Source organism: Flavobacterium sp. ENC, from assembly GCF_020991415.1.
Classification (GTDB): Bacteria; Bacteroidota; Bacteroidia; order Flavobacteriales; family Flavobacteriaceae; genus Flavobacterium.
Map to the genome: position 1 here is coordinate 90,193 of NZ_JAJMOY010000003.1, position 22,546 is coordinate 112,738.

General features: G+C 38.8%; 14 protein-coding genes. 11 read left to right on the top strand and 3 right to left on the bottom strand.

The window, feature by feature from the left end:
- Nucleotides 1-6: 6 nt before the first annotated feature.
- Nucleotides 7-453 (bottom strand): response regulator, encoded by a 447-nt coding sequence (locus tag LPB89_RS09250; RefSeq protein WP_230701470.1) that lies wholly within the window; start codon nucleotides 451-453, stop codon nucleotides 7-9.
- A gap of 453 nt (nucleotides 454-906) precedes the next feature.
- Between LPB89_RS09250 and LPB89_RS09255 the strand changes: the two genes are divergently transcribed.
- Both LPB89_RS09255 and nagB read left to right on the top strand, forming a co-directional pair.
- Nucleotides 907-3,009: an alpha-L-fucosidase gene (locus LPB89_RS09255; protein ID WP_230701471.1), complete on the top strand. Its 2,103-nt coding sequence runs from the start codon at nucleotides 907-909 to the stop codon at nucleotides 3,007-3,009.
- Nucleotides 3,010-3,155: 146 nt separating this feature from the next.
- On the top strand, nucleotides 3,156-5,069 hold the full coding sequence (nagB, locus tag LPB89_RS09260; protein ID WP_230701472.1) for a glucosamine-6-phosphate deaminase: 1,914 nt from the start codon (nucleotides 3,156-3,158) through the stop codon (nucleotides 5,067-5,069).
- A 1,100-nt stretch (nucleotides 5,070-6,169) separates the two neighbouring features.
- On the opposite strand, the gene LPB89_RS09265 is transcribed toward nagB, so the two are convergent.
- Together LPB89_RS09265 and LPB89_RS09270 are read right to left on the bottom strand one after the other, a co-directional pair.
- Complete coding sequence (locus LPB89_RS09265) at nucleotides 6,170-6,886, bottom strand: LytTR family DNA-binding domain-containing protein (RefSeq protein ID WP_230701473.1); 717 nt, start codon at nucleotides 6,884-6,886, stop codon at nucleotides 6,170-6,172.
- 68 nt (nucleotides 6,887-6,954) lie between these two features.
- Nucleotides 6,955-8,013 carry a sensor histidine kinase gene (locus LPB89_RS09270; RefSeq protein ID WP_230701474.1) on the bottom strand — a complete coding sequence of 353 codons (1,059 nt, stop codon included), beginning with the start codon at nucleotides 8,011-8,013 and terminating at the stop codon, nucleotides 6,955-6,957.
- Nucleotides 8,014-8,135: 122 nt separating this feature from the next.
- Here LPB89_RS09270 and LPB89_RS09275 point away from each other — a divergent pair, with 122 nt between their 5' ends.
- From LPB89_RS09275 to LPB89_RS09315, 9 genes are all read left to right on the top strand, one after another.
- Nucleotides 8,136-10,379, top strand: coding sequence for a GH92 family glycosyl hydrolase (locus tag LPB89_RS09275; RefSeq protein ID WP_230701475.1), 2,244 nt, complete (start codon nucleotides 8,136-8,138; stop codon nucleotides 10,377-10,379).
- 37 nt (nucleotides 10,380-10,416) lie between these two features.
- Nucleotides 10,417-12,294: a sodium:solute symporter family protein gene (locus tag LPB89_RS09280; protein WP_230701476.1), complete on the top strand. Its 1,878-nt coding sequence runs from the start codon at nucleotides 10,417-10,419 to the stop codon at nucleotides 12,292-12,294.
- Between the two features lie 22 nt (nucleotides 12,295-12,316).
- Entirely contained in the window at nucleotides 12,317-12,493 is a 177-nt protein-coding gene (locus LPB89_RS09285; RefSeq protein ID WP_230701477.1) for a hypothetical protein, read from the top strand.
- A 40-nt stretch (nucleotides 12,494-12,533) separates the two neighbouring features.
- Nucleotides 12,534-13,499 carry a glycoside hydrolase family 130 protein gene (locus LPB89_RS09290; protein WP_230701478.1) on the top strand — a complete coding sequence of 322 codons (966 nt, stop codon included), beginning with the start codon at nucleotides 12,534-12,536 and terminating at the stop codon, nucleotides 13,497-13,499.
- A gap of 6 nt (nucleotides 13,500-13,505) precedes the next feature.
- The gene (locus LPB89_RS09295) at nucleotides 13,506-14,573 is read left to right on the top strand and encodes a carbohydrate-binding family 9-like protein (RefSeq protein ID WP_230701948.1); all 1,068 of its coding nucleotides are present in this window, start codon (nucleotides 13,506-13,508) and stop codon (nucleotides 14,571-14,573) included.
- Nucleotides 14,574-14,580: 7 nt separating this feature from the next.
- Nucleotides 14,581-15,657, top strand: coding sequence for a putative glycoside hydrolase (locus LPB89_RS09300; protein WP_230701479.1), 1,077 nt, complete (start codon nucleotides 14,581-14,583; stop codon nucleotides 15,655-15,657).
- 36 nt (nucleotides 15,658-15,693) lie between these two features.
- Nucleotides 15,694-16,716 carry an isoaspartyl peptidase/L-asparaginase family protein gene (locus LPB89_RS09305; protein ID WP_230701480.1) on the top strand — a complete coding sequence of 341 codons (1,023 nt, stop codon included), beginning with the start codon at nucleotides 15,694-15,696 and terminating at the stop codon, nucleotides 16,714-16,716.
- A gap of 356 nt (nucleotides 16,717-17,072) precedes the next feature.
- Nucleotides 17,073-20,213 carry a glycoside hydrolase family 2 TIM barrel-domain containing protein gene (locus LPB89_RS09310; protein ID WP_230701481.1) on the top strand — a complete coding sequence of 1,047 codons (3,141 nt, stop codon included), beginning with the start codon at nucleotides 17,073-17,075 and terminating at the stop codon, nucleotides 20,211-20,213.
- A 6-nt stretch (nucleotides 20,214-20,219) separates the two neighbouring features.
- Nucleotides 20,220-22,541, top strand: a complete 2,322-nt coding sequence (locus LPB89_RS09315) for a glycoside hydrolase family 20 protein (protein ID WP_230701482.1) — start codon at nucleotides 20,220-20,222, stop codon at nucleotides 22,539-22,541.
- Nucleotides 22,542-22,546 lie beyond the last annotated feature (5 nt).

Here is a 22,546-nt window from a genome sequence, read left to right on the forward strand (position 1 = left end):
TAAAATTTATGGTTGAAGTATAAAATGCTCTTTTACAGGTTGTTTGAAATTATTTTTAGCAGTTATGGCAAGTGCATTTCCGATCACTTTTTTTAATTTAGAAAAATCGCCGGGTTTCCGGATGTAGTACAATGCTCCTTTTTCATACACGTTATCCACAATATTCATGTCAAGTGAAGTCGAAAATATGATAACCGGAAGCTTTTGTAACCTGTCGATTTTTTTTATTTCAGTAAGACATTCAAAACCATTTTTTCTGGGCATATTCAGGTCCAGAAAAAGGATGTCAGGAAGATTGGCAGCCGATTTATCAGCTAAAAAATCCATAAGCTGTACACCGTCATTAACCGTTACAAGTGATACTGGTAAAAGCAGTTCTTCCAGTGCTTCTTTAAAAAAAGCACAATCATCTTCGTCATCGTCTGCAAGTAAAAGATTGTAATTTTGTTTCATTTTGTTACTGTAAAATTTAATGTGATGCGATTTTGTATAAAAAAAACAAGTCTTTTACATTAAATCGGAATGTGTTTTTACATAAAATGTTTCAAACGTTCCAGTCATTTTATGTGGCTAACGGGTAATTAAATTTAGGACTACTAAAACGGATTATTAATCTTAAATCGTATCTGGCTTTTATTCTGCTAATATAAAACTAATTTTATTAAGGTTTTTATCAAAATTAGTCAATTTAAGCAAGAAAAAAGAGCGAAAAGTTGTGTTATAATTTCCACTAAAATTAGGAATGAAAGGGAACCTTAACTGACATATTCCAAAATTTTTTCGTAGCCGGAACATTTAATTTTCCCGTTACTCTTTTAAAATTGTTGTTGGTCGAAATAGTATGGGGCAGTATACAAATTTACTTTAAATTTAAACTTTAATTAGCTTACAAACACCAGAGTACTTATGAACCTGATTAAAACTTCTTTTCTGCTGCTGCTTTTTTTCTTTGTCACAACATCAATTAAATCTCAGCAATTGGTGAAATCCCCCGCACCATTTGGTCCGCTGCCTACACAAAAGCAAGTGGACTGGCATGAAATGGAGTTTTATGCGTTTGTGCATTTTTCGCTAAATACTTTTACCAATAAAGAATGGGGATATGGAGACGAATCGCCCAAATTGTTCAATCCGTCTAATCTGGATGTACGCCAATGGGCACGTGTAGTAAAGGAAGCAGGCATGAAAGGCATTATACTGGTGGCGAAACATCATGATGGATTTTGCCTGTGGCCGTCGGCATATACAGAACGTTCGGTGAAAAATTCTCCCTGGGAAAACGGAAAAGGTGATCTGGTAAAGGAATTGGCTGCAGCCTGTAAAGAGTATGACTTAAAATTAGGTTTATACCTGTCTCCCTGGGACAGAAATCACCCTGAATATGGCAAACCGGAATATATTACGTATTTCAGAAATCAATTGAAAGAATTACTGACGAATTACGGAGATGTTTTCGAAATGTGGTTTGATGGTGCCAACGGCGGTGACGGTTATTACGGAGGCGCAAATGAAACCCGAAAGATAAATACATTAGAATATTATAATTGGGATGAAACCTATAAGATGATCTATGAACTGGCACCCAAAACACTGGTCTGGGGAGTGGGGCCTTCTGAAGCCAGATGGATTGGAAATGAAGAAGGCCGTGCCGGAAAAACAAACTGGAGCCTTTTGCGCCAAAAGGACGAACTGGCCGGAAAAGTACATTACACAGAATTTATGTCCGGACATGAAGACGGAGAAAAATGGGTTCCGGGGGAAGCTGATGTGTCTATAAGGCCGGGATGGTTTTATCATGCGGTTGAAGATGATAAAGTTCGTCCGCTGGATGAAATGGTCGATATTTATTATGAATCTATAGGCCGAAATGCCAATCTATTACTGAATCTTCCTGTTGACAGAAGAGGTCTGGTGCATGAAAATGATGTAGCCCGACTGAAAGAATTAGTGGCGACTATAAAAGCAGATTTTAAAACAGAACTACTATTCAAAAGCAAAGTAACTACTACTAATGTAAAGGGAAACAAAGCGGAGTTTGCTGTAGAAAATGTTATCGATGGCAATAAAGATACTTTTTGGGCAACAGATGACACTATAAAAGCGGCCTCTATTGAATTTGCTTTTGACCAGCCAACGGCAATTGACCGAATCCTGCTTCAGGAGTATATAAAGTTAGGACAACGCGTGAAAGCTTTTACGGTGGAAGCTAAAGTGGACGGTCAATGGAGAACTATTGCAAATGAAACCACTATTGGCTACAAACGAATTCTAAGACTGGAAAGGGTGGTGGCATCGGCTCTTAAAATAAATATTACCGATTCAAAAGCCAGTGTGGTTATCTCGAATATTGAGGGGTACAATGCGCCAACATTTGTACGTGCCCCTGAAATTCAACGTGATAAAAACGGAACTGTAACCATTACTTCTGAACCGGGAAATGCTGTATATTATACTGTAGACGGAAAAAAGCCAACCCTAAAAAGCAATATATATAAAGGAACATTCCAGTACAATAAAGCAGTTCAGATCAAAGCAATTGCCGTGAATCAGGAAGAAAAAATAAGCAGTGCCGTAACTACAGCGAAGTACGGCGTTTCTAAAGAAAAATGGAAAGTGCTTTCTGCCACAAGCGGGGATCTCAATACTGCAAGCCGTATTATAGACGGAAATCCAAATACAGACTGGGGCTTTGGCAATGAATCCAACAAACTTCCACAGCAGATCATATTAGATATGGGAGCTGTTCTGAAAATAAAAGGGTTCAGCTATGTTCCGCAGCAAGTGGGAAACAATCTTAACCTGATCTCTCATTACGAATTTTACACCAGTACAGACGCGGTAAACTGGACCAGACAATCGGAAGGGGAATTTTCGAATATCAAAAATAATCCGATTGAGCAATTTAAAGTGTTTCATGAGGTTAAGGCGCGCTTTCTGCGCTTTGTTGCTCTTGCTGGAGTCGGAAAAGGACAGGCGGTTTCGATAGCCGAAATAAATGTTATCGAATAGTATTTGACGCTGTTAATTAGCCGTTTATTTTTTTAAAGTTTGGAATTATGTCCTTTGCCGAAGGTTTTGCGTTATTAGTCGAATTTTTAATTTTTTACGTTCATAAATATCTAATTTTAACATATTAATAAATGAATTAGAATCAAATGATTAAAGAAGGTATACATTTTAAAGAAGCTGGAAAGTTTGAGGAAACACGTTTTGAAAAGATTCACAATGTGATTTTTGAATCGTCTCAGGAAGCTTCAGTTTTAGTGGCTCAGGAAATAGCAAATATAATTCAGCGAAAAGAAGAATTAAATGAACCTTGCGTTTTAGGACTGGCAACAGGATCTTCTCCAATTAAAGTTTATGAAGAATTAGTTAGATTACATAAAGAAGAAGGTTTGAATTTTTCAAACGTAGTGACCTTCAATCTGGATGAATATTATCCGATGGACCGAAATAATATTCAGAGTTACCATCACTTTATGCATGAGCACCTTTTTAATCATGTGAACATTCTTCCGGAAAATATCAATATTCCCGACGGAAACATAAGTAATGAGGATTTACAGCAATATTGCATCGATTACGAAATGAAAATTAAAGCCTATGGCGGACTGGATTTTCAGCTTTTAGGAATTGGAAGAACCGGACATATTGGTTTTAATGAGCCCGGATCACACGTAAATTCAGGAACAAGAAGTATCACGCTGGATCATTTGACACGAATTGATGCTGCCTCTTCGTTTTTAGGAATTGATAATGTACCCCGAAAAGCCATTACAATGGGAATTGGTACGGTAAAAAATGCCAAAAGAATTGTACTGCTTGGATGGGGAATCAGCAAAGCGGGAATTATAAAGGACACCATAGAAGGAGAGATTTCTTCACGAGTACCGGCAACGTATTTACAAGAGCACAACAACACAACATTTGTTTTAGACACAGAAGCTTCGTCTGAATTAACCAGAGTAAAAACACCGTGGTTGGTTAAATCGGTGATTTGGACAGAAGAACTAAAACTGAAAGCCGTTGCCTGGTTAAGTGAACTGACCAAAAAACCTTTCCTAAAATTAACAGATAAAGATTATAACGACAACGGTATGTCGAGTTTGTTGACCGAAGAAGGAACAGCCTATGACCTGAACATTAAAATGTTCAACAAAATGCAGCAGACCATCACCGGATGGCCTGGCGGAAAACCAAATGCTGACGATACCTACAGACCGGAACGCGCGACACCGGAAAGAAAAAGAATCATCATTTTCAGTCCGCATCCGGATGATGATGTGATTTCGATGGGAGGAACTTTTGACAGACTGGTAGAGCAGGGGCATGATGTGCATATTGCTTATCAGACCTCAGGGAATATTGCCGTTTCGAATGAAGAAGCTTTAAAATTTGCTGAAATTTCAAAAGCATTAAATGCCAATTCCGTGGAATCTGAAAATATCATCAATTTTCTGAAAAGCAAAAAAAGCAATGATATTGACTTATTGGAAGTTCGAAAATTAAAAGGATTAATCAGAAGAAGTGAGTCGCTGGCAGCAACCCGATATCTGGGCTTGCCGGATAGTAATGTCAATTTCCTTGACCTGCCTTTCTATGAAACCGGAACTGTAAAGAAAAATAATCTTTCGGAAGCCGATATTGAAATCATGTGTGCTATCATCGAAAGAATAAAACCGCATCAGATTTACGCCGCCGGAGATTTGGCAGATCCGCACGGAACGCACAAAGTGTGTCTGGATAGTTTGTTTGAAGCGTTAAAAAGACTGAAAAGCAAACCTTATATGGATGATTGCTGGGTATGGCTGTATCGCGGAGCGTGGCATGAATGGGAATCCTATCAGATTGAGATGGCGGTTCCAATGAGTCCGGATCAGGTGCTTAAAAAACGTCATGCTATTTTTTATCATCAGTCTCAAAAAGACGGTGTTATGTTCCAGGGAGATGACAGTCGTGAATTCTGGGTAAGGGTGGAAGACAGAAACAGATTAACAGCAGAAAAATATCATGCTTTAGGATTAGCAGATTACTCCGCTATTGAAGCATTCAAACGTTATTATTTTTAGTTTTCATTGGTTTAAAATACAATAAATTATTTTTTAAAATGGTTTATTTTGGTTAGTTACCTGTATGTTGAAAATGCGGCCTTAGGGTCGCATTTTTTTATGTTATTTTTTTTCTCACCAATAATTTTTGTCCCCCTGAGCGAAGTCGAAGGGCACAAAGTAATTCCATACAGAAATTCCCTAATCTTTGCAGATTATGCAGCGTATCCTTCGACTCCGCTCAGGAGGACAAACGGTATATTAGAAAAATAAATGTTACAATTTGATTTTTTGTCTCCCTGAGCGAAGTCGAAGGGCGCACAGTAATTTCATACAGAGATTCCCCAATCTTTGCAGATTATGCAGCGTATCCTTCGACTCCGCTCAGGAGGACAAACGGTATATTAGAAAAATAAATGTTACAATTTGATTTTTTGTCCCCCTGAGCGAAGTCGAAGGGCACAAAGTAATTCCATACAGAAATTCCCAATCTTTGCAGATTATGCAGCGTATCCTTCGACTCCGCTCAGGAGGACAAACGGTATAATAGAAAAATAAATGTTTACAATTTGATTTTTTGTCCCCCTGAGCGAAGTCGAAGGGCGTAAAGTAATTCCATACAGAAAATTGCCCAATCTTTGCAGATTAACCAAGTGCTCCTTCGACCTCGCTCAGGAGGACAAATCGTGTGTTAGAAAAATAAATGTTACAATTTGATTTTTTGTCTCCCTGAGCGAAGTCGAAGGGCACAAAGTAATTCCGTATAGAAATTCATCAATCTTTGCAGATTATGCAGCGTATCCTTCGACTCCGCTCAGGAGGACAAACGGTATAATAGAAAAATAAATGTTTACAATTTGATTTATTGTCCCCCTGAGCGAAGTCGAAGGGCGTAAAGTAATTCCGTATAGAAATTCATCAATCTTTGCAGATTATGCAGCGTATCCTTCGACTCCGCTCAGGAGGACAAATCGTGTGTTAGAAAAATAAATGTTACAATTTGATTTTTTGTCTCCCTGAGCGAAGTCGAAGGGCACAAAGTAATTCCATACAGAAATTCCCAATCTTTGCAGATTATGCAGCGTATCCTTCGACTTCGCTCAGGAGGACAAAGTGTTTATTTACATCGGGGAATTTAAAATCCTTTGCTTGACATGATCGATATACGATCTTCCAATGACATAGCGAAGGCCTTCAATCTCGATGCTGTTTCCTTCAACAGCATCAATTTTGTCAATGGCTATGGTATAGGAACGGTGTATTCTTAAAAAGTTTCTTTCGGGCAATAAATCTGTAAAATCAGATAAGGTGCTGTGAATGATGTATTTGCCTGTTAAGGTGTTTATTTTTAAATAATCTTTTAAACTCTCGATCACCAGAATCTCATTAAAAAAGATTTTTTTCATTCTTTTTTTATCAATTTTAACGAAAATAAAGGGGCTTTCAGCGCTGTTTTCCAGTGGAGTAGTAGTAGTGCTGCTGCTTAATCTCTTGCTGATTTTATTGAGTGTTTTCATTAACCTCGGAAACTCAATAGGTTTTACCAGATAATCCAAAACATCCAGTTCGTAGGTTTCTATTGCAAATTGACTATAAGCACTGGTTATAACAAGTAAAGGAGGGTTTTCTAAACTTTTAATGAAATTGATACCATCCAGAACCGGCATATTAATATCAAGAAAAATCACATCAACTTTGTTGTTTTTTACAAAATTAAGGCCCTCTATGGGATTGCTGAAAGTAGCTGCAACCTCAAAATTTTCAACGGCCTCTAAGTAATTTTTAATAACATTGATTGCTAACGGCTCGTCATCTATGATCAAACAATTTATTTTCATTTTAGTATAGTATTTATTCTTTATAAAAGAATCGGGGGGGATAGTATAAAAAAATAGTTTAAACAGAACTAAGATACCTTAATCACTAGCTTTACGACAAAAATATTCTTTTTATTCTTAAATGAAAGCTTATAGTCATTTTTATTATATCCTAATTCGAGTCTTTTTTTTACATTTTCAATTCCTATACCACTTGACTTGTTAAAATTGTCTTTATGTACGGTAATTTCTGGTGTAGGGTTTGAAATCGTAAAATGAAGGAAATTTTCCTTGACCTTAAAATTGATGTCAATCGTTACTTTTCCGGTGTTTTTGTTTACGCCGTGTTTAAATGCATTTTCGATAAAAGTCAACAATATTATGGGACTGATTTCCTTGTCATGAATATCTCCCGAAACAGACATTTTTACTTCGAGCCTTTCCCCGTTTCTGATTCTCTCCAGATCCAGGTAATTCTGAATGCAAAGAATTTCATTTTCCAGGCTTTGTTTTTTGTTTTTCGTGTCATAAAGCATATAACGCATCAGCTCTGAAAGTTTGAGGACAATTTTGGGCGTTTTATCCGATTTTTCTACCGCTAAAGAATAAATGTTGTTGAGCGTGTTGAAGAAAAAATGAGGGGAAATCTGAGATTTCAGGAATAATAATTCGGTTTCTAATTGCGATTTTTCGAGGTCGGTAACTCTTTTTTGTTCCCTTAGAAAATCAAAAGTAATCTTAATGGCCGTTACAAAAGTCATCACATAAAGCTCTCCCATCATCATGTCAATGGTGTAATTGAGCGTTAATTTATCGATCGTTTCAGGTCCTTCAGGCCAGACATTGTGCGTGATTAATAAGTAGGTCATATTGAATTTTACCACAACCATAATAAAGATGGCAGATAAAATAGAAATAACATACAACAGGTATTTTTTTCTATAAATCAGATTGGGCATCAGAATCAGGATATTCAGGTAACAAAGCGCCATGTGTATGGGAAAACCCAATAAATTGGTTTTTAGGGAATAGGCATAATCGTTGAAATAACTGCCCCAGCGAAACGTGTTAAAAACGAAATAAGTTAACCAAAAAATAATGTGATATTGCAATTGGATGCGGTATAATTTGCCTGAATTTAAAATCATGGTATTGGTGGTATTTTGTGACTTTTTTTGATGTTTATCTAAGTTTATGTGTTGTCCGTCTAAATTAGTTTTAATAAAAATGGAAATTATATAAATTTAAAGTTAAATTAAGATTGTTTTATATGAGGAACTTTACTTTAGTTATTTTCTTTATGTTATTAGTTACAAGCTGTAAAATAAAGGTAAATAATAATAACAGCAAAAAAGATGTTTTTGTGGGCCATGTTGATCCTTTTATAGGAACTGGCGGACACGGACATACCTATCCTGGTGCCACTGTCCCTTTCGGCATGCTTCAGGTAAGTCCTGATAATGGAATTTCGAGCTGGGACTGGTGTTCCGGATATCATTATTCAGATTCTATTGTTTCGGGATTCAGTCATTTACACCTCAGCGGAACAGGAATCGGCGATCTGGCAGATATTTTATTGATGCCTGTCAATAAAAAACTGGACTTAACAACCAAAACAACTTCACGCGATCAATTACCTTATAAATCAAAATACAGTCATGTTAACGAAAAAGCAACACCGGGCTCTTACCAGGTTTTTCTTGAAGATCCTAAAATCAATGTAGAATTAACTTCTTCACAACGTACCGCATTTCATAAATATACCTTTGCCAAAAACGATCCGCAGTCTGTAGTCATCGATCTTGGTTTTGCCATTAATTGGGATAAAGCCGTAAAAACAGCAATCACAATTGAAGATCAATATACCATAAGCGGGTACCGTTTCAGTACCGGCTGGGCCAAAAATCAGAAAGTGTTTTTTGTGGCAAAATTTTCAAAACCAATTTCTGAATCCGTTTTACTGGCGAATAAACAAATCATTAGCGGCACTAAAGCAGAAGGAGAAAACACAGCAGCGCAATTATTTTTTGAAGCTGCTAATACGAATGAATTATTGGTAAAAGTAGCCCTTTCTTCTGTTAGTGTGGCCAATGCCAAAACCAATTTAGACGGCGAAAAATCAACTTTCGATACTACAAAATCCCAGGCAGCTTCGATTTGGAATACAGCTTTAAGTAAAATTGAAGTCGAGACCCCGACCGACTCCCTAAAAACAATTTTTTACACCGCGATGTTCCACGCTCAGGTTGCCCCTGTAACCTATAGTGATAAAAACGGTCAGTTTAGAAAAGAGGACGATCAGATTGCTACGGCAAAAGACTATACCGCTTATTCGACCTTATCACTATGGGATACTTTCAGGGCCGAAAACCCTTTACTAACTTTACTGGCCCCGGACAAAACTTCAGATATTGTCAACTCCATGCTGGCGTATTATGATACTAAAAAAATATTGCCGGTCTGGACCTTGTCTGCCAATGAAACCAATACCATGACAGGATATCATTCGATTCCGGTAATTACGGATGCTTACCTGAAAGGCATTAAAGGTTTTGATGCCGAAAAAGCCTATCAGGCCATGAAAGCAACCATGATGCAGGATGAACGCGGACTGAATTTGTATAAAAAATACGGCTATATTCCATACAATTTATTAGACGAGTCCGTTACGATCACTTTAGAATATGCTTACGATGACTGGTGTGTGGCGCAAATGGCAAAAGCATTGGGTAAAAATGACGATTATCAATTTTTCCTGAAACGTTCTAAAGCCTACCAGTTTTTATTCGATCCGAAAACAGGATTCATGAGAGGAAAATCTGAAGACGGGAAGTCCTGGAACGAACCTTTCGATGCCAAACATTCCAATCACAGGGAACATACCGATTACACCGAAGGAAATGCCTGGCAACATAGCTGGTTTGTACCGCAAAATGTAGAAGACTTTATCCGGTTACACGGCAGTAATGAAATTTTTACAAACCGTTTAGAACAGCTTTTTACCGAAAGTTCCGAGATTACAGGAAATAATGTTTCGGCAGATATTTCCGGATTAATTGGCCAGTATGCCCACGGAAACGAGCCAAGCCATCATATTGCCTATATGTTCAATCATGCGAATCAGCCGTGGAGAACGCAATACTGGGTGCGTCATATTTTAGATACCCAATACAACACCACACCCAATGGTTTAAGCGGAAACGAAGATTGCGGACAAATGTCGGCCTGGTATGTTTTCAGTTCGATGGGATTGTATCCGATGAATCCGGCTTCGGGAGCATATGAAATAGGAAGTCCGATTTTCGAAAAAGCAACCATTCATCTTCAGGAAGGAAAAACTTTTGTCATCGAGGCAGAAAATGTTTCGGCGAAAAATTTCTACATCCAGTCGGCCACCTTAAACGGCGTTGCATTCGATCAGACCGTAATTACACATCAGCAGATTTTAAAAGGAGGAATACTTCATTTTGTAATGGGAGCGGAACCGAATAAAAACTGGGGAATAAAAAAATAAAAATTAGCGTAACTAACTATAAATAAACATAAAATTAATGGACATTATTGACGTATCAATTATCGTAGCCTACATCCTGCTCTCCGTAGGAATAGGAATCTGGATTTCACGAAAAGCATCAAAAGGATTAGATGATTATTTCCTTGGCGGAAAAACCATCAAATGGTATTTCCTTGGACTGAGCAACGGATCAGGAATGTTTGATGTTTCAGGAACTTCCTGGATGATTGGCGTGCTGTTTTTATATGGCGTAAAAAGTTTTATGTTTATGTGGCTGTGGCCGATCTGGAACCAGATTTTTGTCATGATGTTCCTGGCCGTCTGGATCAGGAGATCAAAAGTAATGACAGGCTCTGAGTGGATTCTAACCCGTTTTGGAAGTGACAGGGCCGGAAAAGCATCGCATATTATTGTGGCTATTTTCGCCATTATTTCGACTATTGGTTTCATTGCTTACTTTTTTGAAGGTATCGGGAAATTTGTAACCATTATTCTTCCGTGGGATTTAACGCTTCATTATGGCGATTTGATTTTACTGACTTCAGAGCGCTCGTATGCCTTGATTATTATATTTCTAACTACGATTTATACCGTTAAAGGCGGAATGTTTTCTGTTGTAGCCACAGAAGTCGTGCAGTATTTAATCATGATTATTGCCGGTGTACTGATTGCCGGTTATGCTTTTATCCATTATACCGATATTCAGATCAATTCGGTGATAACCGAAGAATGGAAAAATGTTTTCTTCGGATGGCAGTTTGAAACCCAGTGGAGTGATAAGTTTGAAACTTTTAATCACCTGATCGATTCTGAAGGTTATAAAATGTTTGGTGCTTTTATAGGAATGACCTTATTCAAAGGATTTTTCGCCAGTATTGCAGGCCCGACGCCAAGTTATGATTTACAAAGAATTCTTTCGACGAAATCGGTCAAAGAAGCGGCATACATGAGTGGTTTTACCAATTTGATCTTATTCATTCCGAGGTATTTGTTAATCACCGGAATTGTAGTCATCGCCCTGATGAATTTAGCACCGGAATTAAATGCCAATACAGTTTTAACCGGAGCCGATTTAGAATTACTAATGCCAAAAGTGGTGAATTTATACATCCCGGTTGGGATCAAGGGAATTTTACTGGCGGGTTTACTGGCGGCTTTCATGTCCGGATTCTCTGCTTTCGTAAATGCAGGCCCGGCGTACATTGTAAATGATATTTATAAAAAATATTTCAAACCGGTGGCCACTAATGCACATTACATCAAGGTAAGCCAGATTTCTTCTTTCCTTGTAGTAGGACTTGGGGTTTTTATGGGTTTTTTTGCAGACTCGATCAACTCGCTGACCTTATGGATTACCAGTGCTTTATACGGCGGTTACGTTGCAGCCAATTTCCTGAAATGGATCTGGTGGCGTTTTAACGGATGGGGCTATTTCTGGGGAATGTTTGCCGGATTACTGGTAGCTTCTTTTCAATTTATTTTGGGACAGAATAAAGGAAATTTCACAGCCGGATCCTTTTTGTACGATTTGTCGGAAGTGCAGGCCATTTATTTGTTTCCTGTCATATTTGGATTTTCTATCTTAGGCTGTCTTTTGGGAACTTTCCTGAGCAAACCAACCGATATGGAAGTTTTAAAATCTTTCTATACCAATGTAAGACCCTGGGGCTGGTGGAATCCGGTGTACAGAACATTGAAACTGGAAGATCATACTTTCGAAAAAAATAATGATTTCTACAGGGACATGCTCAATTGTGCCGTCGGAATTGTATGGCAGTCGAGTATGATTTTGCTTCCGATATTCTTTATTATCAAAGATTATCCAAAAGCAATAGTGGCCCTGGCAGTTTTCCTGGTGACGACAACAATTTTGAAATTTACGTGGTTAGATAAAGTTAGAAAAATAGCGGATTAGGCAAATTGTCAAAGTTTAAACTTTGACAAAGATTTACGCCATAGTTTGTCATTTCGACGAAGGAGAAATCCCCGTGAGAAATTCGACAAAGATTGGAGATTCACTATACGGAAGTACTGGTGGAGATTTCTCCTTCGTCGAAATGACAAAAATACGCTTACTATCAAAAGTAGCACGCTTTGGTAAAAGTTTCGACTAAAGCTTTTAGAATAAAAAAACAAACAATAAAAAACAAAAAAATGAGCACTATTCCCTGGCAAGACAGACCCGAAAACAGTAATGATGTAATGTGGAGATATTCTGAAAATCCAATTATTGACCGATATGCAATTCCTTCCTCAAACAGTATTTTCAATAGTGCTGTAGTACCCTTTGAAGATGGGTTTGCTGGTGTTTTCAGATGTGATAACAAAGCAGTACAAATGAATATTTTTGCCGGTTTCAGTAAAAATGGTATCGATTGGGATATTAATCACGAACCAATCGTAATGCAGTCGGGTAATACAGAAATGATTGAATCGGCTTATAAATACGATCCGCGTGTTGTATTTATTGAAGACCGTTACTGGATCACCTGGTGTAACGGGTATAACGGACCTACAATTGGTATCGGGTATACTTTTGACTTTAAAGAATTTTTCCAGTGCGAAAATGCCTTCCTGCCTTTCAACCGAAACGGTGTTTTATTTCCACAAAAAATAAACGGAAAATACGCGATGTTAAGCCGTCCGAGTGATAACGGACATACGCCTTTTGGAGACATCTGGATCAGTTACAGTCCTGATATGAAATACTGGGGAGAACACCGACTCGTAATGAAACCAACTCCTTTTGAAGACAGTGCCTGGCAGTGTACCAAAGTGGGGGCAGGGCCAATTCCGATTCTTACGAATGAAGGCTGGCTGATGCTTTATCATGGGGTAATCAATACCTGCAACGGTTTCCGTTATGCAATGGGGGCAGCCCTTTTGGAAACAGAAAAACCGGAGAATGTAAAATACAGAACACAGCCTTATTTATTAGGTCCGGCAGAGCTTTACGAACAGGTAGGCGATGTGCCAAATGTGGTATTCCCATGCGCCGCTTTGCATGATGCGGAAGAAGATAAATTAGCCGTTTATTACGGAGCAGCAGATACCGTGGTGGCGATGGCGTTTGGTAAATTAAGTGAAGTGGTACAGTTCACAAAAGATAACAGTTTATAGAAAATGATGCGAATTAAAAGCAAGTTATTGGTACTGATCTTCGGGTGTTTCTCTTTGTCTGGCTTTGCTCAGTCAGGCAAGGGGATTACACCTAAAACCTATGTGGCTTCAAAAACAGCAAATCCAATTGTAATTGATGGAGAGGATAATGATGCTGCCTGGAATAAAGCAGAATGGACAGCTCTTTTTGAAGATATCGAAAATAACGTAAAACCGAAATATGGCACAAAAGTAAAAATGCTCTGGGATGAAACCAATTTTTATATTTTAGCTAAGCTTGAGGAACCCCATGTCTGGGCGAATTTAAAACAGCGCGATACGATTATTTTTTACAATAATGATTTTGAAGTTTTTATTGACCCCGATAGCGACACTTTTAATTATTACGAATTAGAAATTAATGCATTAAATACAGCCTGGGATCTGTTTTTGTCAAAACCTTACAGAGAAAATGATAATGTTGTTTTAAACGACTGGAATATTCCGGGCCTGAAATCCGCGGTAAAAATCAAAGGAACGCTGAATAACCCAAAAGATACTGATGAAGGATGGGTGTTAGAAATGGCCATTCCCTGGGCATCTTATAAAACTTCGTATTTTGACAAAAATGTACCCGCAGATAAATTCTGGCGCGTCAATTTTTCCAGGGTAAACTGGCAGCACACCGTAACCGAAAAAGGCTACGAACGCAAAAAGGGTACAGACGGCAAATTTTTACCGGAGTACAATTGGGTGTGGTCGCCCATGGGTGTCATCAATATGCATGAACCGGAAAAATGGGGTTATGTTTATTTTTCTTCCAAAGAAGGAAAAGACAGTTTTACAATTCCGCAGGATGAAAAAGTAAAATGGGAATTGTACACGCTTTACAGGGCACAAAAAGAATATTATCAAAAGAACAATACATGGGCAACGTCTCTGGCAAGTCTAACGAAAGAACCGATTACCATTGACACCAACGTTTTAAAACCGAAACTGGAAAACCACACCACCGGATTTAATATTGCAGTAAAAAGTCCATTTTCCGATAAAACATTTATTATCAGACAAGATGGCAAAATTATAACCAACTAAACCGACTATGAAACTACCAAAACTATTACTTTTTATCTTGGCATTAACTCTTTTTTCGTGTGCCAAAAAGGAGGAAACTACTTTTAAATTTGGGGTATGGATTACTGCCGACGCCAAAAGAACCGATGAAGAGTACGCCAAAGAATTCAAAAAATACAAAGAAGGCGGTATCGATGAGGTTTTGATCAATACCAATACAGACCCAAAACTTTTAGAAAGACTAGTACCGATAGCGAAAGAAAAAGGATTAAAAGTACACGCCTGGATTATGACCATGAACCGCCCCAACGATTCCGTAGCCCTACAGCATCCGGACTGGTACCAGGTCAGTAAAGACGGAAAGTCCTGTTTTGATAATCGACCTTACGTAGACTATTACCAATGGCTGTGCCCCACAAAAAAAGAATCCAGGGAACATGTTCTGGGTCTTGTGGAAGGTCTGGCAAAAGTAAAAGGAATTGAAAGCGTACATTTAGACTACATCCGTTTTCCGGACATTTTTCTTCCGATCAGTTTACTTCCAAAATACAATTTGGTGCAGGACGAAGAATTACCGCAATTTGATTTCTGTTATTGTGACGCCTGTGTCAGTAAATTCGAAAAAGAACATCATAAAAATCCAAAAACAAGCCACAATACAGCCATTGATATGGAGTGGAAAAACTTCAGACTGAATGCGATAAAAGCCGTGGTTGATGATGCCTATGAAATTGCGCACAAACACCATGTAAAATTAACGGCAGCCGTATTCCCTTATCCTGAAATGGCAGATCATATGGTGCGCCAGCGATGGGATAAATGGAATATCGATGAGGTGTACCCAATGATTTACCATAGTTTTTACAATGAGGAAACGGCCTGGGTTGGGTATGCTACAAAACAGGGAGTTGCTGATTTAGAAGGAAAAAAGACAAAAATCAATACTGGAATTTATATCCCGGGATTAAAATCAGATGCCGAACTGAAGGAAGCCATTTTACTGGCAAAAGAGAACGGTGCAACAGGGGTTTCTTTCTTTGACGGGAATGCATTATCCGATGGTAATTTAAAGACCATCGCTGCAACAAAAGCCAGTTTAAAATAGTATTTTTCCGGTATATTTCATTTAAAAAGTAAACAGATGTCAAATAGAAGAGATTTTATAAAAAAAACAACTTTAGGTACACTGGCCCTAAGTTCGGTTTTAGGCTATAGCGGATTTGCAAAAAACAAAGATGAGGAAGCAGATTTAGAAAATCCAATAAAAAAGCAAAAAAAACCGGTTATCATTTCAACATGGAACCATGGTTTACCTGCCAATCAGGAAAGCTGGAAAGAATTACAAGCCGGAAAATCAGCTTTGGACGCCATTGAAGCCGGTATGAAAATTCCTGAAGCAAATCCGAATGTCCGAAGTGTTGGTTATGGTGGATATCCGGATCGCGAAGGGAAAGTAACTTTGGATGCCTGCATCATGGACCATAACAGCAATTGTGGTTCGGTTTGTTTTCTGCAAGGCATCATGCATCCGATTTCGGTAGCCAAAAGAGTATTGCAGAATACACCTCACGTGATGCTGGCCGGACAGGGCGCACTTCAGTTTGCACTGGCCGAAGGCTTTAAGGAAGAAAATCTGCTGACTCCGGAATCTGAAAAAGACTGGAAAAAATGGCTGGAAGATTCCAAATACAAACCGGTTATCAATATAGAAAATCACGATACCATAAGCATGCTAATGTTAGATAAAGACGGTAATCTGTCTGGTGGCTGTACCACAAGTGGAGCTGCCTGGAAGATGCACGGTCGCGTCGGTGACTCCCCAATCATCGGCGCGGGTCTTTTTCTTGATAATGAAGTTGGAGCTGCTGCCGCAACCGGTTTAGGTGAAGCAGTAATCCGAACTGCCGGAAGTGCGATGGTAGTCGAATTGATGCGTCAGGGAAAATCACCTTTTGATGCCTGCAAGGAAATTACAGAACGTATTTACAACAAACATAAAAACCATAAAGACATGGAATACCTGCAGGTCGGATTTATCGCCCTGAATAAAAACGGGGAACATGCCGGTTACAGTTTAAGATCCGGATTTAATTATGCCATTTCCGACGAGGAAAAAGGACACCGAATGGAAGATGCGAAGTTTAAAATGTCGTGGGATAAATAATTATCGTACAGAAGCTTTGTCAAAGTTTTAAACTTTGACAAAGCTAAATTACGCTCATAATATTACACGCAATATTGTCATTTCGACGAAGAAGAAATCTTCGCAAGAAGCTCTACAAAGAGTGGCGATCTTCTATGCGGAATTACTAACGGAGATTTACTTCGTCTGTTCGCATCGCTCGAGTCTCCTTCGTCGAAATGACAAACTTTGAGAAAGTTGAATTGCGAATAAATTTTAAACACATAGAAAAATAGATTTTTTCTCTCACAAAGATTTAAATAAATGTCAGATCATTTTTTAAACTTTTAAAATCTATCCCGATAGCTATCGGGCTATGTGTTCAAACAAAAACAAAAATGAAAAAAACAATATCCATAGTATCATTATTCCTTACTGCAATGCTGACGGTTAACGCACAGGAAAAAGTTCCCTTTTGGCAAAATGAAAAAATAAATGAAGAGAACCGGGAGCCGATGCATGCTGCCTATTATGTTTTTGAAAATGAAGCACTGGCTGCTAAAAACGACTGGAAAGAATCTAAAAACTATCTCAATCTAAACGGAACCTGGAAATTTAAATATGTGGACAGCCCGGGTAATTTACCAACTGGATACGAAAACAGCACTTTTAATGATGCGGCCTGGGATAATTTCAGAATTCCGGCAAGCTGGGATGTAAATGGCTACGGATATCCGGTGTATGTTAATACCACTTATGATTTTGATTATTTAATGAAGCCCAATCCGCCGTTTGTTCCCACAAGTTACAACCCGACAGGAGTGTACAGAAGAGAAGTTACGATTGATAAATCCTGGGAAGGAAAAGATATTTTTCTTCATGTAGGTACTGCAAAATCAAATCTTACGGTTTGGGTCAACGGAGTGTATGTGGGCTATGGCGAAGACGGAAAATTGCCTTCTGAATTTAATTTGAATAAATATGTAAAAACCGGTAAAAACAACATCGTTTTAAAAGTAATGAAATGGAGTGACGGTTCGTATTTAGAATGTCAGGACATGTGGAGAATGAGCGGAATCACCAGGGATTCTTATCTGGTGGCCCGAAACAAAGCGCACTTAAAAGATTATGAAATTATTCCCGATTTAGATGCTTCCTATGTCAACGGAACGCTTAAAATTGCTGCGGAATTTACAGGCTTAGATAAAAAAGAAGGCTATACTTTAGACATTCAGTTAAAAGACGGCGATAAAATCGTCACTTCAAAAAATATTTCCGCTTTAAGCGAAAAACAAACTTTTGATTTCGCTGTCAGCAATCCTAAAAAATGGAGTGCTGAAATTCCGAACCTGTATCAGGTCCATTTTATTTTAAAAGATAAAAAAGGAGCAGTGGTCGAAGTCATTCGTCAAAATGTGGGCTTCAGGAAAGTAGAAATCAAAGGCGGACAGCTTTTAGTAAACGGAAAAGCCATTTACATAAAAGGTGTAAACCGACATGAAACGGATCCGGTAACCGGGCAAACGATTTCGAGAGAACGGATGGAAGAAGATATTAAACTGATGAAAGAATTTAATATCAATGCCGTAAGGATGTCGCATTATCCAAACGACGAATATTTCTACGAATTATGCGATACATATGGCATTTATGTGGTGGATGAAGCCAACATAGAATCACACGGAATGGGTTATGATATTACCAAAACGCTGGGCAACAAACCGGATTGGGAACTGGTACACATTCAGCGTATGCAGCGTATGATCGAAAGAGATAAAAATCACACTTCGGTAATTATCTGGAGTATGGGAAATGAAGCCGGAAACGGTTATAATTTTTACAGAGGTTATCTGTGGATTAAAAACAGGGACAAATCAAGGCCGATTCAGTACGAAAGAGCCACTGCCGGAGCCTGGGACGGAAAAGACCTGAAATTCGAATGGGACTCTGATATTATAGACCCCATGTACAGTTCTCCCAACAAAATGGAAGAATACATTCTGGCCAATCCAAATCCATCAAGGCCCTATATTCAGTGCGAATATGCACACGCTATGGGGAATTCGATGGGGAATTTTAAAGATTATTGGGATGTGATTCGCAAATATCCAAACTTTCAGGGAGGATTTATCTGGGATATGATCGATCAGTCAGTGTATAAAACAACAGCTGATGGCACCCGTATTTTGGCCTATGGTGGAGATTTTGGACCAAAAGATGTAAGAAGCGACAACAACTTCGTGAATAATGGAGTTTTTACAGTAGACAGAAAGCCAAATCCGCACGCGTTGGAAATGCGAAATGTACTGCAGAATATCCTGACGTCCTGGGATAATCAGGCCACTGAAACGATTAAAGTTTACAACGAATTTTCATTTAAAGACTTAAGCAATGTCACCCTGCACTGGACATTAGTTTTAGACGGAATCAAGCAAGACACAGGCGTTATCGATTACCTGGCCATTGATCCCAATCAGTCCAAAACCTATACATTGCCAATTAAATTAGGAGATAAAAAATTTCAGGAAGCTTTTGTAAATATCACCTATCAGTTAAAACAAGACGAGCCGTTTTTGCCGAAAGGTTTCCAAATTGCGACAGAGCAATTAGCGTATAAAGGAACATGGAAAAATGATATCAAAATAACGGGTACAGGGAAAATTTCAGTAGAGAAACAAGCCAGTAATACCGTATTTAAAAGTGATAAAGCGACTATAACTTTCGATAAAAAAACAGGATTTATGAATGGGTACACATTCAATAATGAAACTGTTTTAAAAGAAGGCTACCAATTGCGTCCCAACTTTTGGAGAGCACCAAATGATAATGATTTCGGAGCAAATCTTCAGGTACAATTAAAAGCCTGGAAAGACGCCACAGAGAATCCGGTATTAGCAAATTGGGTTTATTCCGCTACAAAAGACAATACCATTTTAGTAAAAGCAACCTACAATCTGCCTGCCGTTTCTTCGACTCTGGAATTAAATTATGAAATTAACAGCAATGGGGAACTAAGCGTAAAAGAGCAGCTGAACATTGATAAGACAAAAGAAACACCCGTATTGCCAAGATTTGGAATGGAAATCATTTTGCCGAAAAATTTCAGTACGCTGAGTTATTACGGAAGAGGGCCGCACGAAAATTATATCGACAGAAATTACAGTTCACAGGTTGGTCTTTACAACCAAACGGTTTCCGAGCAATATTATCCGTACATCCGTCCGCAGGAAACCGGAAATAAAACTGATGTTCGCTGGCTGGAGCTGTCAAACGATAAGTTGAAAATAACGGTTACTTCAAATGAGTTACTGGCGACAACGGCTTTGCACTTTTTAAACGAAGATCTGGATGACGGACTGCAAAAAGACCAGAGACACGCTGCCGAATTGAAAGAAAGAGATTTAACCAGTTTAAAAATTGATTACAAACAAATGGGCGTTGGCGGTATTGATAGCTGGCAGGCATGGCCAATGGAGAAATATCTCCTGAGAGACAAAACCTATCAGTATCAGTTTAAAATAACACCATCCCTAAAATAATTCATTATGAGGATATTAAAACCATTCCTTGTCGTACTCTTCCTGGCTGTTTTAAGTTCAGGTTACAGTCAGAAAACCTATACCGAAAAGGATATTCAAATCATTCCGAAACCCACACAGCTGGTGGTAAAAGAAAGTGTTTTTAAATTTTCCAAAGAAACTAAATTTGTGGTGAGCGGTGATTTTCAAAAAGAAGCCGCAGCAGCTTTAATTCAGAAATTTGAAACCGCTGCAGGCTGGAAACCTGAAATCGCCACTGCCATTCCGGCTAGTAACTTTGTACAATTCAAAGTTGATCCGGCTTTAAAAAATGAAGCGTATGTTTTGGACGTAAATTCAAAAAGCATCACCATTACTGCGAAGGGCAATGCCGGTTTTATTTATGGACTGGAAAGTATCAGGCAGTTACTTCCCGAAGCGATAGAAAGTCAGTACGTGGTGACTTCTGCCAGATGGGAAATTCCGGCTGTTACCATAAATGATCAGCCGCGCTTTCAGTGGAGAGGACTCATGCTGGATCTGTCACGCCATTTCTTTGATAAAAAGTACATCCTGCAGACTATCGACCGTCTCGCCATGCACAAAATGAATGTTTTGCACTTGCACTTAGTGGACGATCAGGGCTGGAGAATCGAAATAAAAAAATACCCGAAACTTACAGAAGTAGGAGCCTGGAGAGTAGATCAGGAAAACACAAGCTGGAATGCCAGACTTACCGTAAATCCGGATGAAAAAGGAACCTACGGCGGATTTCTGACTCAGGAAGAATTAAAAGAAATTGTAAAATACGCCGCTGCCAAAAACATCGAAATTATTCCCGAAATCGAAATGCCGGCACACGTCAGCAGCGCGATTGCCTCTTATCCTGAACTGGCGTGTTTCGATCAGCGTATCGGAGTTCCGTCAGGCGGATTATGGCCTATTACCGATATTTATTGTGCCGGGAAAGAAACTACGTTTGAATTTTTACAGAACGTAATCGATGAGGTCATTGCCATTTTTCCTTCCAGATACATTCATATCGGAGGCGACGAAGCCACCAAAACCAATTGGGAAAAATGTCCGAACTGCCAAAAAAGAATGAAAGACAATGGTTTGAAAAACACCCACGAACTGCAAAGTTATTTTGTGAAAAGAATGGAGAAATACATCAATTCGAAAGGCAAAAAAATCATTGGCTGGGATGAAATATTAGAAGGAGGTTTAGCTCCGGAAGCAACCGTGATGAGCTGGAGAGGAACACAGGGCGGTATTGATGCGGCAAAACAAGGTCACGATGTTATTATGACACCGGAATCTCCCTGTTATTTTAATTTTTACCAGGGCCCGCAAAACGAAGAACCCATTGCTTTTGATGCCTATAATCCACTCAATGAAGTGTACAAATTTGATCCTGTTGTTCCCGGAATGACGCCTCAGGAAGCGGCACATGTATTAGGCGGACAGGCGAATTTATGGGCCGAGCATTTACCGGGGCCAAAAGATTCAGAATATATGATTTTTCCAAGATTAGCTGCTTTGTCTGAAACCTTATGGAGCACGAAAGAAAGCCGCAACTGGGTAGATTTTACCGGAAGACTGGCTTCATTATTAAGACGTTATGACCATCTCGGAATCAACTATGCAAAAAGTGCTTATCTGGTGACGGCCTCATCTGCGGCAGACATGTCACAAAAGAAAATCAATGTGACTTTAAAAAATGAATTTCCAAACCCGGATATCCGTTACGTTTTAGGCAATAAAAATATCGATCACAATGCCTTAAAATACACCAGCCCGATAGCGTTTACAGAAACAACGGTTTTAAAAGCATCCTTATTTCAAAATGATAAACCGGTTGGGAAAACGTTCACAGACAGTATTGTATTCCACAAGGGAGTGGGACATAAAGTGAATTATCTAACGCCTTTTAATCAGAATTACAAAGGAGACGGCCCTTTTCAGATGGTCAATGCCATCAGGGGAAGCAAAAATTTTCATGACGGACAATGGCAGGCCTGGCTGGTCAATGATATGGAATTAGTGGTTGATCTTGATAAAGTCGAAAGTGTCGAAGAAGTAACGATCGGAACGCTGGAAAGTCAGGGCGCCGGGGTTAATTTTCCCATATTCCTGAAAGTGCTGGTATCCAATGACGGCATTAAATACAAAGAAGTTGGAAAAATAGTGCGTCCGTACGCCGTAAATCCTGCTTCGGAACTGAAAGATTTTAAAATCAGTTTTGCGAAACAAAATGCCAGATATGTAAAAGTAATCGCAGGTAATTTAAAAAAGAGCCCGAAAGGAGAAAGTTCCTGGTTGTTTGTCGATGAAATTTTAGTGAATTAAAAAGA

Bases quoted from the DNA above. Each gene is read 5' to 3' on its own strand.
- LPB89_RS09295 (WP_230701948.1), top strand. From the start codon at position 13,506: ATGCGAATTAAAAGCAAGTTATTGGTACTGATCTTCGGGTGTTTCTCT.
- LPB89_RS09280 (WP_230701476.1), top strand. From the start codon at position 10,417: ATGGACATTATTGACGTATCAATTATCGTAGCCTACATCCTGCTCTCC.
- LPB89_RS09255 (WP_230701471.1), top strand. From the start codon at position 907: ATGAACCTGATTAAAACTTCTTTTCTGCTGCTGCTTTTTTTCTTTGTC.
- nagB (WP_230701472.1), top strand. From the start codon at position 3,156: ATGATTAAAGAAGGTATACATTTTAAAGAAGCTGGAAAGTTTGAGGAA.
- LPB89_RS09310 (WP_230701481.1), top strand. From the start codon at position 17,073: ATGAAAAAAACAATATCCATAGTATCATTATTCCTTACTGCAATGCTG.
- LPB89_RS09305 (WP_230701480.1), top strand. From the start codon at position 15,694: ATGTCAAATAGAAGAGATTTTATAAAAAAAACAACTTTAGGTACACTG.
- LPB89_RS09265 (WP_230701473.1), bottom strand. From the start codon at position 6,886: ATGAAAATAAATTGTTTGATCATAGATGACGAGCCGTTAGCAATCAAT.
- LPB89_RS09300 (WP_230701479.1), top strand. From the start codon at position 14,581: ATGAAACTACCAAAACTATTACTTTTTATCTTGGCATTAACTCTTTTT.
- LPB89_RS09315 (WP_230701482.1), top strand. From the start codon at position 20,220: ATGAGGATATTAAAACCATTCCTTGTCGTACTCTTCCTGGCTGTTTTA.
- LPB89_RS09275 (WP_230701475.1), top strand. From the start codon at position 8,136: ATGAGGAACTTTACTTTAGTTATTTTCTTTATGTTATTAGTTACAAGC.
- LPB89_RS09250 (WP_230701470.1), bottom strand. From the start codon at position 453: ATGAAACAAAATTACAATCTTTTACTTGCAGACGATGACGAAGATGAT.
- LPB89_RS09290 (WP_230701478.1), top strand. From the start codon at position 12,534: ATGAGCACTATTCCCTGGCAAGACAGACCCGAAAACAGTAATGATGTA.
- LPB89_RS09270 (WP_230701474.1), bottom strand. From the start codon at position 8,013: ATGATTTTAAATTCAGGCAAATTATACCGCATCCAATTGCAATATCAC.